Genomic DNA, 15927 nt, shown 5'->3' with positions numbered 1-15927 from the left:
GAGGATCAGCGCACTATTTCTATTATGATCTCAGGTTCATCCATGTTGAGCACATCGACCCTTTCGCCGGCTGTTCCCACAACCTCCTTTCTGAAGCTTATGTATTCGGCTGTGAGTCTTCTTCCAGCAACCTCTATTTCCCCCTTTTCCTGGAGTTCATCGTAGACATCCTGGGGGTCAGATTCCTGAAGATAGGAGATTATGGCAGGGGCGTCTCCCCTGAACTCAGGCCCTATCCTCTCCATTCTCGGTTCAAGTTCCACGACCCGCTCTCTTATTTCAGGTTCACCTGTCTCAAGGCCCACCTCAGATATATTCATCGTCCCTGCTATGTCCTGGAGGAATGGTTCTATCATCGCCGCTGAATCCTCATCCGTGTAGATGGTGGCTGATTGGAGAGGTGCGTTGAGGGGCATCTTTGATGATGACTTGAACCTCCTGATTTCACCTATAACCTCAACTGCAAGGTCACCCATCCTCTCGATTTCAGGATCAACCAGCTCAGGTCGGTACTCTGGCCAGCTTTTCACATGTATTGATCCCTCACCGATGTGCTGGTGAACCTCCTCTGTGAAGTGGGGTGTCACCGGGGCAAGGAGCCTGAGGCATGTCTCAAGGACCAGCCGCAGGGTGGTCTGGGCTGCCACCCTTGAGGCCTCATCCCCCTCTGAGTACAGCCGGTACTTGACAGCCTCTATGTACTCGTCACAGAAGTCATGCCAGACGAAATTCTGGATCCTCCCCACCGCTGCTGCGAAGTTGTACTCCTCCAGACTCTCTGTAACGTCTCTCACCAGGTTCATGAGCCTGGAGAGTATCCAGCGGTCAAGCGGCCTGAATTCCGCTTCCCTCTCATCTCCCAGGTGGATACTTATGAACCTGAATGCATTCCAGAATTTCCTCAGGAACTTGTAGCCGTACTTCACGTCCTTCCAGGCAAATGGAACGTCTGACCCTGGCACACTGCCTGCGGCCCAGAGCCTCAGTGCATCGGCACCGTAGTCCTCAAGGACCTCCTCTGGTGCTATCACATTTCCCCTGGACTTGCTCATCTTATGTCCGTCCTCACCGAAGACCATCCCGTTTATCACTATCTCATTGAAGGGTTTTTCACCGGTAAGTGCTAGGCATCTGAGTATGGTGTAGAATGCCCAGGTACGGATTATGTCGTGTCCCTGTGGCCTCAGGTTTGCGGGGAAGAGGTCCCTGTAGGATTCATCTGGCCATCCTGCAACCGAGAGAGGGGATATTGAGCTGTCCATCCAGGTGTCAAGGACGTCCTCCTCGCCAATGAATTCTGTGCTTCCGCATTCACATTTTATTCCTGGTTCATCCTTTGTAGGGTCAACCGGAAGCATATCCTCATCTGCAACGTGGACCCTTCCGCATTCCTTGCAGTACCAGACGGGTATGGGTGTTGCGAATATCCTCTGCCTTGATATGCACCAGTCCCAGTCCATGGACCCTGTCCAGTTGAGGAGCCTGGTCTTCATGTGTTCGGGCACCCATTCCATTTCCTCAGCGGCCCTTCTAACATCGGGTATGAGTTTCTTTACCGCCACAAACCACTGCTTCTTGACCAGGATCTCTATGGGTGTCTTGCACCTCCAGCAGGTGCCCACGTTCTGCTTGACAGGCTCCTTTTTCAGGAGGAAGCCCTCCCTTTCAAGGTCCTTAACTATCTGTTCTTTGCACTCCCTTATGGTAAGACCCTTGTATTTGCCTGCGGCCTCTGTCATGTAACCCCTTTCATCTATCGCTTCTATAATGTCTAGGTTATGGCGGTTGACCCAGGTAACGTCTGTCTTGTCCCCGAAGGTACATATCATGACAGCGCCAGTACCGAATTCAGGGTCAACATCAGGGTCCTTTATCAGTTTAACCTTCTGGCCGAATAGGGGTACCTCTATCTCCTTACCCTCAAATTCACTGAATCTCTCATCATCAGGGTGCACAGCCACCGCCACGCAGGCTGCCATGAGCTCCGGCCTTGTTGTGGCTATCTCTATATCTTCACCACCATTAACAGGGAACCTCACATAGTTGAGGTTTGTCTCGTTCTCAACGTATTCAACCTCTGCAAAGGCTATCGCAGTTTCACACCTTGGACACCAGTTGACCGGGTGCACGCCCTGGTATATGAGGCCGTCCTCGTACATGCGGAGGAATGAGAGCTGGGTTCTCCTCATGTACTCGGGGGTCATGGTCACGAATTCATGGCTCCAGTCCTGGCTGAAGCCAAGGCGCTGCATCTGCTCCTTCATCATCTTTATGTTTTCCTGTGTTAGTTCCACGCAGAGGCGCCTGAATTCCTCACGGGAAACATCACTCTTCTTTATGTTATAGGTCTCCTCAACCTTTACCTCCGTTGGGAGACCATGACAGTCCCAGCCCTGGGGAAAGAGGACATCGAATCCCCTCATCCTCCTGAACCTTGCTATTATGTCCATATAGACCCAGTTGAGTACGTGACCCATGTGTATGGATCCTGTGGGGTATGGTGGTGGCGTGTCTATGATGTACCTGGGCTTTGTCCCTGACCCTATGAACCGGTATATGCCATCTTCCTGCCATTTTTTCTGCCATTTAACCTCGTTTTTATGGTTGTAATCCTTTGAGATCTGGTTATCGGTCATCTTATTCTCTCCCTGATAGAAGCTGTGAAGTGCTGGAAAAGTTATATGATAATATTCACTACCCAATCTTTATAAAGATGTTTGAATACTCTAACTTTGTGGAGAAATAAAAGGAGAGCAAGTTCTCATATGGTGAATGCCAATGGAGTTGATCTGGTTCTACATAGCACTCTTCCTTGCAATAAGTGATGAGATACACACGAGGATACTCTGGAATGTCTTCTTTGACTTCTACATACTTCTTGCCGGGATCATCAAGGAGACGGTCTCATCGAACATACAGCTGTGGCTGGTCCATGAGGGCCTGGAGGCCCTCTTCCACTTCATAGTGCTGTCCCTTGTGTTTCTCTCATTTGAGATAGGGTTCCTTGCAGCCCTCATACACCTTATTGTGGATCTTTACCATCAGCTGAGTGGGGTAGACCATGGATGGCTGTATCACAGGGCTCTCCACTTCACCGTGGAATCGGTTTTCTTCATAATGGTCTTCTCTGCCCTCTAGAAATACATTTTCCTTTTAAATCAATTGATCTGTATTTATCAGTTTCTCTTCAGTGACAAAGAGCCTATGAATTTTGTGGTGGGTATCCGTGGCAGTGATGATGCTGCCACATATTTTCCAAGGAATATTATGTTATCGGGCCTTCCACGGTTTCTTCCAAGGAGCCTGCCCCCATCAAAGGTTGCGTGCACCCTCAGAAGTGTGGAGTTCTCCCTGCTCAGGGTCTCGTAGAGAAGTATGTTTCGCCTGTTGTATCCCCAGCGGTCTGTCCCGGCAGCATAAACCGCTGCCTTAAGGGGATTTTCGCTCCAGCGTGAATAGTAGCCTCTCCTGTAATAGGATGGGCTGTTGGGTACACTTATGTACTCCCCATTCCGCAGCCTGAATACCGAGAGCCTTGAGTAGCCCCTCCTGTAAATTGAAACCCCTGCCTGACCCCCCGGGCCCCTTATAACAAAGTGTCCAAGGCCGAGTTTCCTCACGAGGCTGTGGGCCCTCTTCATATCATAGGATGTCACATTGCCGCGCCGGATGATGTCTCCACCTATGGACTCAAGGGCCCGGTTTATCCAGACTATATCGGGTCCGCCGGCCCCCATCATCCAGCCGCCCTCTGAGATTATGGTGTGGAAAAAGTATCCGTTGACGGTCTTGTATTCCTTCAGAGTTTCCCTGCCATTCCAGACCGTCTTCTGAATCTTGAGGGTGGCGGCATAGGTGGAATCCCGCCTGTAGGCAAAGACAGCGTCACTCTCATTAACATTAACCACCACCGAGCAGCAGTCAGAGTCCACCTCATGGTGATGGGTCCCTGATGACCCCCAGTTACTCCAGCTCTTATTTGCAGGTGTCTGATCCACAGCTGCAGCTGATGCTGCACCCATGAGAATCGCGATTACAAAAAATGTAGCAAATAAAATGTGTCTCAACAATCTCACCCCCTTTATGTATTTTCTGTTCCCTGGACTATATGAATGTTGAGATAAGGGGGGCGGGTTAATTATTTATTGGATACCCATGATAATTTGAACCATCATCTTTACCGGAGAGATCACCATGCCTGTTATAACGTTGGATTACGATGACCTGAAGGAACTGGGCATTGACATTGATAGAGAAAGGCTCATTGAAGTTCTTCCGATGATGGGGAGTGACATTGAGGACTTTGATGATGAGGGTATTAAGGTTGAATTCTTCCCCAACCGCCCTGACCTCCTCTCGGTTGAGGGTGTTGCAAGGAGCCTCAGGGGATTTCTGGGGATTGAAACAGGCATGCCCCGTTATGATGTTCCTGAATCAGACATTGAGGTGACCGTTGATGAATCTGTCCTCAATGTGAGGCCCCACCTTGGAATGGCTGTCATTGAAAATGTGAGATTCACAGATAAGAAGCTCAAACAGGTCATGGAGTTCCAAGAGGACCTCCACTGGGTTATCGGGCGTGACCGGAGGAAGGTGGCCATTGGTATACATGACCTTGACCGTGTTGAGCCGCCCTTCCTCTACAGTGGAGTTGAACCTGAGGGTGTCACATTCACGCCTCTTGAGAGTGTATGTGAAATGACCCCCCGGGAGATACTGGAGGAGCACCCCAAGGGTGTGGCCTACGCACATCTCCTTAGGGACCATGAAAGGTATCCCCTGATAACCGATAAGAATGGAGATGTACTCTCCCTTCCCCCCATAATAAACGGGGAACTCACCAAGTTAACCACAGAGACAGAAAGGATACTGGTTGATGTTACAGGCACCGATGAGAGGGCAGTTAACCAGGCCCTGAACATCATATGCACGTCATTTGCAGAGTCTGGTGGTGTCATAAGGTCAGTAACGGTGAGGCGTCCTGATTCTGAGTTAAGGCTGCCGGACCTCACACCAAAGGAGATGAGTGTCTCTGTATCAACAGCTTCACGCATAACAGGCATTGAACTTGACGCTGCTGAGATTAAAGGGCTCCTCATGAAGGCCCGTATGGATGCATCCATTGTCTCTCCTGACGAGGTCCTTGCGGTTATCCCGGCCTACAGGGTGGACATCCTCCACGAGGTTGACCTTGTGGAGAACATAGCAACCCAGTACTGCATAGGGAGGATCGAACCCCTCATCCCTGAAGTTGCAACCATTGCAGAGGAGGATAACTGGAACAGGGCCGATAAATTCATAAGGGAGGTTATGGTGGGTCTGGGCTTCCAGGAGGTGATGAGCCTCATGCTGACGAGTGAGGAGAGCCACTACCAGAAAATGAGGCTTGAGGAGGATGAAAGGGTGCAGGTTGCCCAGCCAATTTCACAGGATCGGACCATGATCCGCAAGAGCCTCCTGAATGGTCTCCTTGAATTCCTTGAGGATAACAGGCATGAGGACCTCCCCCAGAGAATATTCGAGGTTGGTGACGTGGTATACATTGACCCTGAAGCCGAGACCCGTACACGTACCGTGAAGAAACTTGCATGTGCAGTCACCCACTCAAGCGCGGGGTTCACCGAGATCAAGTCAATTGCGGCGGCAGTGGTTGAGAACCTTGGATATGAGTTCAGAGTGGAACCCCTTGACCACCCATCATTCATAAGGGGGAGGTGTGCAGCCATTGAATCTGAGGGTGAATCATCAAAAATAAGAGGGTTCTTCGGTGAGGTGCACCCCGAGGTTGTGACAAACTTCAACCTGGAGTACCCTGTTATTGCCCTTGAAATTGAATTCGAGGAGAAGTGAATATCCAAGCTGAATCCCAGATCGTTAGGTATCGTGATCCTCCAGTAGGAAAAAATAAATAACCGGGTTAGGGTTCACAAAAAACCCTCAGCCCCATAAACGACTTTCAGGGCCTACCAGCAACCGAAACCCTGATCCTCCTGTTTCTTGGTCCGTCAAGTTCAGCAAAGAATATGCTCTGCCATGTACCCAGGTCCATCTTCCCATTTACCACCGGAATCGTCTGGCTACCACCAAGAAGCACGGCCCTCAGGTGGGAATCGGCATTGTTATCTATTACATTATGGCCATATGAACCGCCTGAAGGCACCATACCTGAGAGCATTGACTCTATGTCCCCCAGAAGCCGTGTCTCATTTTCATTTATGAATATCGCTGATGTGGAATGCCTTGAGAAGATGTTCAGTATCCCCTCCTTTATTCCGGATGACTCGAGGACCCCTGAAACCATGGATGTTATATCAATGAGTTCAACCCGCATTGAGGTTCGCAGTGGAATCTCCTCTGTATAGAATTCCATGGAAACACCGGTTTTAGTTATGGCCCCATATCAATAAAAGTTTTGGTGTTCGCCTCCCAGATTAGGGTTGTAGGGTCCCCCAGACTCAGATATCAATAAAAGTTTTGGTGTGTACTTACCGCCAACTTCAGAAAAAAGCTATTTGAGCACCCCCGAGAACAGACTGGTAAGCCTGTAGAGGAGGCTTTTATCCTGGTAGAAAGCCCTGTGTGGGCATACCTCCATGCAGCAGAGGCAGTTTATGCAGCTGGAGTAGTCAAACTCTGGTACCAGCGCCCCTGACTTCAGGGCGTCGGCAGGGCAACTCTCAACACATACATTACAGTTCCTGCACCTTTCAGGGTCTATGGCTGGCCTTGACCACCAGAGTTTCATGAGTGCACGTGCAAGACCCGATGGGAGCAGATCAAGGGTGTAGTATATGTTGGAGGGCCACCTGAAGTCATCCACCACTTCAGCTTCGAATCCCAGAACTTCTATATCTGAAGGGTCAGGAGCAAGGTTTCTCCTCCTTGCAGCCTCATTCACAGGTACCCTGAACGGGTCCATCCCAAGGAGCAGGGGTATGTAAATGTCAAGTGCCAGTGCATCCTCGGATGCCAGAAGAAGCCCAAGGTCTCTTGGATCCCCTCCTGAGGGACCATTGCCCTCCATCCCCACCACCCCATCCACCAGGGTGAGTGCAGGATCCGTAAGCAGGTAGATCTCGAGGAGCTTCTCAGCAAACTCAGATGGCCCCGGGTGTTCCCTGTGATAATCAGCCTTCCTGAAGCCGGGTACAGCACCGTACATGTTCTTGACAGCACAGGTGAAGATGGTCATGGAGTGGGTCTTGAGCTTGGGGAGGTTGACAACGGTGTCACTATCCACAACTGGCCTTGAGATGGGGTAGCCCTCCCCTCCCATTAAGTATGACCCGGATGCCTCAAAGTTTATGAGTTCAATATCAAGCCTCTCTGCCACGTCAAGTATCCCTGTGGCCCTCCAGAAATTCTCTATATTCCTGAAGGATCCACCTGGACTGTCCCCAACTCTTACCTCCGCCCCAATGTCTATGAAGAGCTCTGCAACCGCCTCGATAACCGCTGGATGTGTTGTGACGTGTCTCTCAGGGGGGGCTGCCATGAGCATGTTGGGTTTCAGAAGGACCCTCTCACCGGGTGATGCGAATTTTTTAACACCCCCCAGGTGATCCAGGCACTCCCTAACACCATCCCTCACCTCTTCAGGGTCATAGGACTGGCAGTGAGTTACTGATACTGATGGCATGAACTGCTACTCCAGAAAAAGTTAAGAAAGAAATTAAAGTCCAAAGGACTTCATCAGGAGTTCTTCATTGACGAAGCCTGCCCTGAAGACCTCACCGGTTCTGAGGTCATTTATGACGACCTCTGCTGGTGCGAACATGCCCTTGTCTATCTTGTAGAAGTCGTAGTCCGCCTCCTTGAATACGTCGTAGAATGGTTTACCGTAGCCCTCAGAGGCTGATGATGGCAGGTTCTCTGCAAGGGATTTTATATCGTCGCCCTCCTCTGATTCTATGTAATAGTAGGTCCTGCCTCCAAAGAGGACGGCGTCATTGGTTTTACCCATTGCCTTCAGGCTGTCAGGGTCAACGGGGGCTATTGGGGCGATACCTGCGGCGTATTTGACCTTGTTAACATCGAAGTGGAGTGCCTCAAGCATCTTGTAGGTACCGTTCTCCACCACACGACCTGATATCTGTATTGAACCCACAAGGGATGATGTTGGGGCCACGAGTACGTAAACATTCTCCGGTGAAACATCACATTCCTCTGCAATCTTGTCTGTGACGTCATCCCCTGGAAGTTTATCTGCTTCAAGTGTGAGGACTGCAATGTCAGCCTCGTCCTGGTAGCCTATTTCCTCATAGGTCTCTGCCGGTTTAAGTGCAAGTGCCCTTGCAGGTCCTGACCCAAGGGCAAAGAAGTCACCAACACTGACTGACCAGCCTGCCTTCTGGGCGCCCAGTGTTGAGATGGCCGGGAAGTCTGTCTTTATCTTGACTGAGGGTAGGGCTAACCTCTCTGAGAGGTCACCGGGTATTGATATGCCCACATCTGCAAGGCCGCCTAGGCACACCGCGGTGTAGAGTTCACCGGCCTTTATGCTACCATCAACGTTAACACCACAGTCTATGACTGTTGAGCCATTTTCAAGTTTATCAACGCTTATTTTAAGGTCATCTGCACCTTCAATCATCCTGTCAACTATCTTTTTTGCCTCGATGTTCACACTAACCATTTTCAATCACCTCTTGTGCTTCTTTGAAGTTAACCTCATATATATGAGCGCTAATGGAGTGGATGGTTATATGCCCCACCTCAACCCCCACCTCCGATGCAACGTGATCTGCAAGGTAGGCGAGGCCAACGGCGTTGGGGAACCATGCCCCGTAGATGTCGTGGCTGCGCCAGAGTGCCGTGGTGAAGAGCCTCCCCTCCCTCACTTTGAAGTCCACAAGGATCATGCACGGGACCTCATCACTTTCAGTATCTATTTCAGGGTCCCATGTGACCATGGTGGCCCTCCTGGACTCTTTACAGTTTTTCAACCTCTCTATCGCCCTATCCACCTGGTCCACGCCGAAGTGTGCCCTGAGACGGTTACCATAGGTGTATACGAACCCCTTCCTGTCATCTGAGAGGAACTGTTCTGAGTACTTCTCAAGTTTCTCCCCACTCCAGAAGTACCCCTCAGGGACCCTTATATTGATGAGTGATCTGGCCGGGAGGTGGTAGAAGTCCCCTGACCTGCCTAGGGGGTTTTTTATTGTCACAACCGTATTCATGACCTCCCTTGTGAGGGACCCCCTTTCATCCCTTATCTCTCTTCCATCACTCATTATCTTCCTAACAAGTTTAAGCCAGCCCTCTGCAATTTCATCGACGCTTATCTCATAGGACATCTCTGAACACCCTAAAACTCTGATGCAGCCTTAACCATGTTTCTGAGTTTGGCGAATGCCGCCTTCCTTGGAAGTTTCCTCATTCCACAGTCAGGGTCTATATAGAGGTTATCCTTCCCGACTATATCAGCACCCCTTTTAATAAGGTCTTTTATGGTATCGGTGGACTCAACAGCCTCAGTTGATGTGTCAACGCAGCCGAATCCCAGTTTTTTATCGCCCCTCCATTTCTCTGCCAGCACTTCAAGGTTTGATGGTCTTCCTGCAAACTCAAGGTCCAGCATATCAACTGGGAATGTGAGGAGTTCCCCAATAACCCCGCTGATGTCACCGCATACATGTAGAGAGACATCCACATGGAGGGCCCCTGAAATGCGTTTAACAGCCCTTCTTGCTGTCCCCATATCCACCATACCCGTTGAGAGGAATGGTTCATCTATCTGTATCATGACTGCCCCTGCATCCTGGAGGTGTTCGGCCTCAACCCTAAGGGCCTCTGCCATATCCATAATTGCCCTCTCCCTCTTCTGGGGGCTGTAGAATCCCTCTATCCTTGATGCGTGCACCATGGTGGATGGTCCTGTGATTATCCCCTTAACACCCTTTGATTCGTCATCTGTAAGTTTCTTGAGTATTCCCATTGCATATCTGAGATCATGTGATCCTATGGAGCCTGAAGGGGGTGTTATCCTTGAAAATATGATTGATATTCCATCCTTTACCATCATGCCACCCATTGCCTCTGCAAAGTGGCCCACCATGTCCCCCCTCACCTGTCCATCTGAGATGATGTCAATCCCTGCCATTACCTGGTCCCTTACGGCAGTTTCTATGGCGGGTCTGCAGGCATCATAGGACCCGAGAAAACTTGAAATTCGTTCCCTTAATGTTTCAGGTCCCCGGGGGGTTGCGGGGTAGCTTCCAACCACTGTTGTGATCACCATATCACCGTCGGTGCTCTGCAACTTCAATTATTTTCTCTATTTCATCCTCATCGACGGGTATCTCTATGACAGCTGTCCCATAACAGGGCTTTGTGTAGGGTATCATCACGGTTGAGCGTTCCTTATCTATGCCCACGGGTACTGGGGGTATTCCTATTATCCTTGCACCCAGTATCTTCTCGCCGGGCCTTATATAGACGACCCTCTTTGCCTTTTTCTCAATGAATGCGGCACATTCCCTGAACCCTGAACGGGTCATGTGGATTTCATAGTCGTCGGACTGCTGCAGGTAGGTCTCTATGCAGAATGACATCATAGCTCCTCCAGGAATCTGTCTATCCTGACCCTCAGTGGGGCGGGGTTGTGGTGTGCCCTCGCAGCTATTACCTCGGCTTTTGTACCTTCCATAACAGCATCAACGAGTTTTTCAAGGGTTTCCGCGTCCCTTTCAAATACTACCGCCAGTGTTTCTGTATTAAGTATTCCTGCAAACGTTGCGAGGTACGCTGCGGCGGCATCATTGGGTACAAAGCCTACAAGGAATTCGTAGTCCCCCTCAGAGAGTTCATTGAGGCAGGAGTCGAGGTCGGTGATGTCACCAGTGTATACACCCTCTGGGTCTGCGACCTGCACAAGCCTTATTGCAGCGGGATTTGCTGTTAGGGTAACACTGAAACCCTTCTTCCTGAGTTTGTGTGAGGTGTAGATTGCCAGGGGAACCTGAACCGGGGACTCCGGGCATCCGAGTATCATCAAAGCTTTCATATATACACTCCCTGAATACTGAATTACTCCTTCACCCCAAATGAAGTGGCGAATATGAGTGAGCTGAGAAATATGAATGTCATGAGCGCTGTTCCGTTTATTGTCCTGTTTATTATGAAGAGTCCTATGAGGGCCTGGGACATGAAGGCTGCAAGTGCACCTGTGAGGAGAACCTCCCTTCCAAGGTATGTTTTTGAGCCATTTTCCCTCATATCACGGTACATGTAGAGCATCCGAAGACCCATGATAATGATGCCCACACACCAGATTAAAAGGAACACCATTGTAATGTAACCAAAGTCGTATGCCCATCCAAATATTCCAGGCACCATGTAATCTATTACATCCTTCTTATTGACCAGTATGCCGTAGAAGACCGGAAAGGGAAGGCCAAAGAAGAGTATCAGCTGGAGTGGCAGTGAAATGTAGCCATCTGCAAATCCACTTGAGAGTTCACCCCAGTAGGATGACATGGGATTATGTCCAAGGAGGGTGGTGTTCTTGAGTACAAGTTTGAGGCTTGGCAGTGAAAAGGTTTCAAGCCTCTCTATACGGAGGAGGGGGCTTAAAACAGGCATCTGAAGTATTCTTGAGAGTAACTCCAGGCCCCCGAATCCTGCGACCGCGATGAAAGCGAAACCCAGGACCCTCTTAACTGTTATGATGGATTTCTGCCTCATGGACTTGGAGATCAGAAAGAAACCTATCAGCAGCCCCAAGAGCCACAGGAGAAGGAATGATCTATGCATGAGGCCCCCAAAAACAGTTATGCCTGCCATGAGGATATAAACGAATCCCCTGAGTCCTCCCACCTCAACCCCTGAGTCCTCCATGATTGCAAGGGCTGCAAGGGATGATATGGTAACAAGAAGTGCTATGGGGCCAAATGGGTGTGTGAATTCACTCTGCCCGAAGGACATGAAGAGCGCCACAACATCAAGGCCAAATATTATATTGAATCCTATCCCCAGCACCAAGCAGAGGAACAGTATCATGCTGAGGGAAAGGGGTGCCAGGTTCAGCAGAAATATCATGGCAGCATACATGAGGATGCCGACCTCTACTATGAACTGAAGGTGATTCTGTGCTATCAGGGCCAATTTAATCCTCCAGAAATTTATCAGATTATCAGATACATCCTTATATTGGGGGTCATCTTAAAAAGTTTTTCCGACGCCGAATCACCCTTTGGGGGATAGCAGGGACGCATTCCCGGGAGTCTTTCAGTGTCAGATAAACCTTCTGAATACCACCATGTCCTCACCGGGACCATTGTAATCTGCCACAGCCTTCACAGGGCCTGCATCAACTGTTTCACCCTCCTCCACCGCCCTGAACCCATTTTTAAGGTAAAATCTTATCGCTCTCTGGTTAACAGGTTTTGTTATAAGGTATATCACATGAACCCCCCTCTGACTCACAGTTTCTATGAAGACCTCAAGAAGCCTTGATGCCACACCCCTCCCTCTGAGGTGTGGTGAGACACAGAGAAGATGAATATATGCCTCATGAGGGTCTTCCTGGGATATGAATCCCAGGAGAAAGCCAGTGATCCTTCCATCCTCCTCTACAACAAAGGACGTGCTGCTGAAGAACTTTGTGAATATATGGTAGATTGAGTTCCTCTCTGTAACCATCGGGGGACATTTTAATGCCAGTTCCGCTATAGCAGTGAAATCCTCCTCCCTCACATTCCTCAAGATCAAGCGAACCACCGGAGATACTAATGAACTTGAGAAGTGTTAATGGTTAAGTTTAAATATGAAAAGACTTAATTGTTATACTGTGTTGGGGCTGGTAGCTCAGGTTGGTAGAGCGTCGCCTTGGCATGGCGGAGGCCCCGGGTTCAAATCCCGGCCAGTCCATCAATACTACTTTTCAGGTCCAGAATCAGCGGCCTCATAGACACTGTCAATTATTATCCTGAAAAGGTCGTCTGTCTTGATTTTCTTCATGCCCTTGCGTGAAACAAGAAGCCTCAGTGCCATGTTAACTATCTCATCAACATCCGTTGACCTGTACATCAGTCCATTCTCAATGTAGAACCTGTCAACCGAAAGCGGCTTTCCAGGATAACATGATATGACCGGTGTGCCCAGTAGGGCTGCCTCCCTGTTCATGGTCCCCCCGGCCCCAATTACAAGGTCGCACCTCTTAATGAGGCTGAATGTATCAACCGGCGGCTTGATTATGGTGACATTGTCGTATCCCCTGAAGATCTCTTCCTGTTCCCTGAACCGTGGGATGATGAGAATGTTGGCGTAGTCCTTGAGAATCTCCACTATTGGTGTGAGCACCGATTCATGGCAGTCAGCATCCAGGTAGGAGGCCAGAGATGGTTCTGGCCTCATGAGTATGGTCTTCTCCCTTTCAAGTTTCAGGTTCAGGTCCTCGAAGATGTTCTCATTGTACTCAAAGTTCTGGAAGTGGATTATCTCAGATGTCCCCCTGTACCTCGTTATCCTGTTGGGGTCAGCCCCTGTCTTCATTATATCCCAGAGGTCAATGACCTCAGGCATGATTATATGATCACAGAGTGGGAGTGTCAGCTTGTTGGCTGCAATGGCATGTTCATTGTCCAGCACATATACACTGGGAATTCCAAGACCAAATGTGACCCTCGGAAGCTCTATTGAATGTTTTGAAAGGCCAACGTCGGGTTTCTCTTCGTTTATAAATTTTGAGAGCTTGTAGGCCCTTTTTGTACTTTCAAGGAGCTTTTCAGCGAGTGTTACTCCGTGTTTTCCTATCGATGTGAATTCAAAGCCAAAGAGGTTCATGAGCCTGTGGATATCCCCGAACTTCCTTGCTGTTATGATCACATCCTCCCCCTCGTCCTGGAGGTGGGTGATGATATCCCTGAAAAACCTCACATGAGGGGCGTTTGTAATGTCAATCCATATCTTCAAGGGGACCACCATAAAATTTTAATCCGCCATGGCTTCCTCAATGGCGTCAATGATCTCCTGAACACCCTCACCTGTTTTGAGACTGGTTTTAAGAACCTTCACATCGGGGTTGATACGCTTAACATCCTCAACCATCTTATCGAGATCTGCACCAACAGCATCTGCAAGGTCTGCCTTGTTGATAACCACAAGGTCAGCCTCCCTGAATATGAGTGGATGCTTCTCCACCGTATCATCGCCCTCTGTGGAACTAACAACAACGACCCTCATATGTGATCCAAGGTCAAAGTCCACTGGACATATGAGGTTACCAACGTTTTCAATGAAAAGTATGTCCACCTCCTCAAGTGGGAGGTCCTCAAGTGCGTGTTCAACGAGGTGAGCGTCAAGGTGGCATTCCTTACCTGTGTTCAGCCCAACGACGGGGACGCCATACCTTTCGAACCTCCCGGCGTCAAATTTGCTTATAACATCCCCAGCAATGACCGCAACCTTCCTGTCCATATTCTCAATGAGCCTCTCTATGAGTGTGGTCTTTCCTGACCCTATTGCACCCAGGAAATCAACTGCAAAGACGTTTGACCTGTCAAGGCGCCTCTGGTTTTTTTTGGCAAGTTTTCTGTTTGCAAGGAGAATATCATTCTGAATTTCAACCTCTGCTATCTTATGCATGGAATTCCTCCTCTATTCCCTCTTCTCAATTTTTATGTTCCTGACGTTGCATTCCCTGCCAGTCCTCACCTGGAACTCATGTCCCCCGCATTCAGGGCAGCTTATGATAGGGGCGAAGTGGTCAAGTTCATCAACCTCAACTACGCCCTCATATCCACATTCACATTCTATTTCAACAGGGACAACTTCAAGGTTAAAATCTGCCCCCTCAAGTATTGTACCTTCGCTGAGGACCTCCAGCATGAATCTGATCTGTTCAGGGTTAAGTAGAGTGAGCTGGCCGATCTCAACCGTGACCTCCAGCACCTCCACTGCCTCGTTCTTCTCTGCAGCATCGATGACTGTCCTTACAATTGCATCGGCCATGGATAGTTCATGCAACCATTTCACCTCTCTGGTCTGACAAAATTTTATAATTAGAATTAATAGAGTTATCTATATAAAAATTGTTAATCCACACAGGTGATTTTTCATGATAATAGGTTGTTCAGCATCACAGAAACTCGCTGCAAGCGTTGCAGATTTGCTTGATGATAAGCTTTGCCCGGTTGAAACCCGTAAATTTCCTGACGGGGAGCGTTACATCCGTGTTAAGGGCGAGGTTGATGGTGAGGTCACCGTTGTCCAGTCAACAGGTTACCCTCAGGATGAGAACCTAATGGAACTCCTCTTCATGATGGAGAATCTTAAGGATCTTGGGGCGGATTATGTACGGGCCGTGATACCCTACTTCGGTTACGGGAGGCAGGAGCGGCGCTTCAAGAGTGGAGAGGCTGTGTCAGCCAGAATAGTTGCCCATCTCCTGGAGGCAGCTGGTGCAGATGAAATCATAACTGTGAACCTCCATGAGAACTGCCTCAGCGAATTCTTCACCGTACCTGTAACTGAACTCTCTGCCATGCCCCTCATAGCCAGGCACATCTCATTCCTGGATGACCCTGTGATCATCGCACCCGATAAGGGTGCCATGGGCCATGCTAGGGAGGTCAGCAGCATACTTGGATGTGAATGCGATTACATGGAGAAGGTGAGGCTTTCCCCTGAAACCGTTGAGACCAGGGTTAGGGACCTGGATGTTGAGGGTATGGACGCTGTGGTGGTGGATGACATCATAAGTACGGGGGGTACGATTGTAAACGCTGCGGGAATTTTAAGAAACTGCGGGGCCTCAAGCATAACCGTCTGCTGTGTCCACCCTGTCCTGGTGGAGGACGCCCTGCTCAGGATATTCTCTGCAGGTGTTGAGCGGGTGATTGCAACGGACACCCTGAAATCAGAGGTGAGTGAGATCTCGGTGGCACCTCTGATTGCGGAGGCAATAAAATAATTTTTTTATTT

The 15927-nt window shown here is 49.4% G+C and carries 17 protein-coding genes and 1 tRNA gene; 4 read left to right on the top strand and 14 right to left on the bottom strand.

Translation table 11 applies throughout. The features are described 5' to 3' along the window. Nucleotides 1-5: 5 nt before the first annotated feature. A complete protein-coding gene (locus QFX30_RS04340; protein ID WP_300488730.1) occupies nt 6-2636 on the bottom strand; it encodes a valine--tRNA ligase in 2631 nt (876 codons plus the stop codon). Nucleotides 2637-2778: 142 nt separating this feature from the next. Here QFX30_RS04340 and QFX30_RS04335 point away from each other — a divergent pair, with 142 nt between their 5' ends. Continuing rightward, nucleotides 2779-3138 carry a hypothetical protein gene (locus tag QFX30_RS04335; RefSeq protein WP_300476500.1) on the top strand — a complete coding sequence of 120 codons (360 nt, stop codon included), beginning with the start codon at nt 2779-2781 and terminating at the stop codon, nt 3136-3138. A gap of 38 nt (nt 3139-3176) precedes the next feature. On the opposite strand, the gene QFX30_RS04330 is transcribed toward QFX30_RS04335, so the two are convergent. Beyond that, the gene (locus tag QFX30_RS04330) at nt 3177-4067 is read right to left on the bottom strand and encodes a hypothetical protein (RefSeq protein WP_300488726.1); all 891 of its coding nucleotides are present in this window, start codon (nt 4065-4067) and stop codon (nt 3177-3179) included. A 127-nt stretch (nt 4068-4194) separates the two neighbouring features. On the opposite strand from QFX30_RS04330, the gene pheT reads away from it, so the two are divergent. Further along, nucleotides 4195-5850, top strand: a complete 1656-nt coding sequence (pheT, locus tag QFX30_RS04325) for a phenylalanine--tRNA ligase subunit beta (RefSeq protein WP_300488724.1) — start codon at nt 4195-4197, stop codon at nt 5848-5850. A gap of 106 nt (nt 5851-5956) precedes the next feature. Here pheT and QFX30_RS04320 read toward each other — a convergent pair whose 3' ends face one another. From QFX30_RS04320 to QFX30_RS04280, 9 genes are all read right to left on the bottom strand, one after another. Beyond that, nucleotides 5957-6370 carry a secondary thiamine-phosphate synthase enzyme YjbQ gene (locus tag QFX30_RS04320; protein WP_300488721.1) on the bottom strand — a complete coding sequence of 138 codons (414 nt, stop codon included), beginning with the start codon at nt 6368-6370 and terminating at the stop codon, nt 5957-5959. A 138-nt stretch (nt 6371-6508) separates the two neighbouring features. Beyond that, nucleotides 6509-7639: a DUF362 domain-containing protein gene (locus QFX30_RS04315; RefSeq protein WP_300488718.1), complete on the bottom strand. Its 1131-nt coding sequence runs from the start codon at nt 7637-7639 to the stop codon at nt 6509-6511. 33 nt (nt 7640-7672) lie between these two features. Then, entirely contained in the window at nt 7673-8635 is a 963-nt protein-coding gene (mch, locus tag QFX30_RS04310) for a methenyltetrahydromethanopterin cyclohydrolase (protein ID WP_300488715.1), read from the bottom strand. After that, a complete protein-coding gene (locus tag QFX30_RS04305; protein ID WP_300488712.1) occupies nt 8628-9299 on the bottom strand; it encodes a thymidylate synthase in 672 nt (223 codons plus the stop codon). Before QFX30_RS04305 ends, mch begins: the two co-directional genes overlap by 8 nt. Before the next feature lie 11 nt (nt 9300-9310). Then, nucleotides 9311-10243, bottom strand: coding sequence for a methionine synthase (locus tag QFX30_RS04300; protein WP_300488710.1), 933 nt, complete (start codon nt 10241-10243; stop codon nt 9311-9313). A gap of 1 nt (nt 10244) precedes the next feature. After that, nucleotides 10245-10556 carry a DUF1894 domain-containing protein gene (locus tag QFX30_RS04295; RefSeq protein ID WP_300488707.1) on the bottom strand — a complete coding sequence of 104 codons (312 nt, stop codon included), beginning with the start codon at nt 10554-10556 and terminating at the stop codon, nt 10245-10247. Then, on the bottom strand, nt 10556-11008 hold the full coding sequence (locus QFX30_RS04290; RefSeq protein WP_300488704.1) for a DUF1890 domain-containing protein: 453 nt from the start codon (nt 11006-11008) through the stop codon (nt 10556-10558). Before QFX30_RS04290 ends, QFX30_RS04295 begins: the two co-directional genes overlap by 1 nt. Nucleotides 11009-11031: 23 nt before the next feature. Beyond that, complete coding sequence (locus QFX30_RS04285) at nt 11032-12108, bottom strand: hypothetical protein (RefSeq protein WP_013295989.1); 1077 nt, start codon at nt 12106-12108, stop codon at nt 11032-11034. A gap of 129 nt (nt 12109-12237) precedes the next feature. Beyond that, on the bottom strand, nt 12238-12723 hold the full coding sequence (locus QFX30_RS04280; RefSeq protein ID WP_300488700.1) for a GNAT family N-acetyltransferase: 486 nt from the start codon (nt 12721-12723) through the stop codon (nt 12238-12240). A gap of 76 nt (nt 12724-12799) precedes the next feature. On the opposite strand from QFX30_RS04280, the gene QFX30_RS04275 reads away from it, so the two are divergent. Then, nucleotides 12800-12873 (top strand) — tRNA-Ala (locus tag QFX30_RS04275). A 6-nt stretch (nt 12874-12879) separates the two neighbouring features. Here QFX30_RS04275 and QFX30_RS04270 read toward each other — a convergent pair. Genes QFX30_RS04270 through hypA form a run of 3 tightly spaced genes read right to left on the bottom strand, consistent with a single transcriptional unit; the run spans nt 12880 to nt 14970 of the window. Further along, nucleotides 12880-13926 carry a DUF354 domain-containing protein gene (locus QFX30_RS04270; protein WP_300489114.1) on the bottom strand — a complete coding sequence of 349 codons (1047 nt, stop codon included), beginning with the start codon at nt 13924-13926 and terminating at the stop codon, nt 12880-12882. Between the two features lie 9 nt (nt 13927-13935). Then, a complete protein-coding gene (gene hypB, locus QFX30_RS04265; RefSeq protein WP_300488697.1) occupies nt 13936-14589 on the bottom strand; it encodes a hydrogenase nickel incorporation protein HypB in 654 nt (217 codons plus the stop codon). Between the two features lie 12 nt (nt 14590-14601). Beyond that, nucleotides 14602-14970 carry a hydrogenase maturation nickel metallochaperone HypA gene (gene hypA, locus QFX30_RS04260; protein ID WP_300488694.1) on the bottom strand — a complete coding sequence of 123 codons (369 nt, stop codon included), beginning with the start codon at nt 14968-14970 and terminating at the stop codon, nt 14602-14604. Nucleotides 14971-15061: 91 nt separating this feature from the next. Here hypA and QFX30_RS04255 point away from each other — a divergent pair, with 91 nt between their 5' ends. Then, nucleotides 15062-15916 (top strand): ribose-phosphate diphosphokinase, encoded by an 855-nt coding sequence (locus tag QFX30_RS04255; RefSeq protein ID WP_300488691.1) that lies wholly within the window; start codon nt 15062-15064, stop codon nt 15914-15916. Nucleotides 15917-15927: the final 11 nt, after the last annotated feature.

The organism is Methanothermobacter sp. (genome assembly GCF_030055435.1).
Lineage (GTDB): Archaea > Methanobacteriota > Methanobacteria > Methanobacteriales > Methanothermobacteraceae > Methanothermobacter.
Note: the sequence above shows the minus strand (reverse complement) of the source record. Positions and strands in the feature narration are given on the sequence as shown.

Coding starts and splice junctions, on each gene's coding strand:
- QFX30_RS04320 (WP_300488721.1), bottom strand. CDS start 6,370: ATGGAATTCTATACAGAGGAGATTCCACTGCGAACCTCAATGCGGGTT.
- QFX30_RS04290 (WP_300488704.1), bottom strand. CDS start 11,008: ATGAAAGCTTTGATGATACTCGGATGCCCGGAGTCCCCGGTTCAGGTT.
- QFX30_RS04300 (WP_300488710.1), bottom strand. CDS start 10,243: ATGGTGATCACAACAGTGGTTGGAAGCTACCCCGCAACCCCCCGGGGA.
- QFX30_RS04315 (WP_300488718.1), bottom strand. CDS start 7,639: ATGCCATCAGTATCAGTAACTCACTGCCAGTCCTATGACCCTGAAGAG.
- QFX30_RS04340 (WP_300488730.1), bottom strand. CDS start 2,636: ATGACCGATAACCAGATCTCAAAGGATTACAACCATAAAAACGAGGTT.
- QFX30_RS04335 (WP_300476500.1), top strand. CDS start 2,779: ATGGAGTTGATCTGGTTCTACATAGCACTCTTCCTTGCAATAAGTGAT.
- QFX30_RS04255 (WP_300488691.1), top strand. CDS start 15,062: ATGATAATAGGTTGTTCAGCATCACAGAAACTCGCTGCAAGCGTTGCA.
- QFX30_RS04305 (WP_300488712.1), bottom strand. CDS start 9,299: ATGTCCTATGAGATAAGCGTCGATGAAATTGCAGAGGGCTGGCTTAAA.
- hypB (WP_300488697.1), bottom strand. CDS start 14,589: ATGCATAAGATAGCAGAGGTTGAAATTCAGAATGATATTCTCCTTGCA.
- pheT (WP_300488724.1), top strand. CDS start 4,195: ATGCCTGTTATAACGTTGGATTACGATGACCTGAAGGAACTGGGCATT.
- mch (WP_300488715.1), bottom strand. CDS start 8,635: ATGGTTAGTGTGAACATCGAGGCAAAAAAGATAGTTGACAGGATGATT.
- QFX30_RS04295 (WP_300488707.1), bottom strand. CDS start 10,556: ATGTCATTCTGCATAGAGACCTACCTGCAGCAGTCCGACGACTATGAA.